The organism is Bradyrhizobium sp. 197, from assembly GCF_023073375.1.
In the GTDB taxonomy this organism is placed as follows: domain Bacteria; phylum Pseudomonadota; class Alphaproteobacteria; order Rhizobiales; family Xanthobacteraceae; genus Bradyrhizobium.
Window position 1 is genome coordinate 1 of the sequence record NZ_JADPJJ010000016.1, and the last position, 734, is coordinate 734.

At 65.3% G+C, this 734-nt stretch carries 1 protein-coding gene; it reads right to left on the reverse strand.

What is annotated here, in order from left to right:
- Positions 1-734: non-homologous end-joining DNA ligase LigD (gene ligD / locus IVB27_RS04765; RefSeq protein ID WP_524536461.1), on the reverse strand; the 734-nt coding region annotated here is incomplete at both ends.

Consider the following 734-nt stretch of genomic DNA (forward strand, 5'->3'; position numbering starts at 1 on the left):
GTGCGCAAATCGAGTGCGGTCTCCACGACGGCATTCCAGTCGACGCCCTCGCCGGGATCGAGGTCGATCACGATGCGGTCGGCATGTTCGAAGTCCTCGACGGTCGCATTCCACGGGTGCAGCTCGACAGCCCCGATCTCGACGAGGCCAAGGAAACCATCCAGGCTGTCGACCCACAGGCGCGTTCCCTGGCCGCCCTCGCGCTTCTGAATACGGAGCTGGTGCACGGCGGCCGGAATGTCCTTCGGCAGCGGCCCCTTATGATAGAAGGTCGTGCCGTGCACGTGACGCACCAGCTTCAGCGGACGATGCCCGAGGTGCGGCAGCGCCTTTTTCCAGACCCGGGTCCAATAGTCGGCGAGCTCTTCCTTGGAGGGAGCAACGGCTTCGGGCAGAAGCTGCAGGATGTTCTCTCGGGGGACGCCCAGCTTCGGCCGGCCGGCGACGGACGGCACCAGCCGCGGCGCCTTGACCTTGCGCACCGCGAGATCGTCTCGAAACCCCTTGAACACAGCTTCGCGCAGCAGGCCATCATCAGTCAGCGCGCCATATTGGACCTCGATCTCAAGGGTCGGCTCGACCCAGGTCGCCTTCGGCTTTTTGACGGCCACATCGAGCGGAGAGGTGTTGCGGATCAACGGATCAAGCCGCTCGCGCAATTCGCGCGCGGTCGTCTCGGTGTAGCCGGTACGCACCTTGCCGGCGTAGAGCAGCTTGCCGTTCTGGCGCCGGCC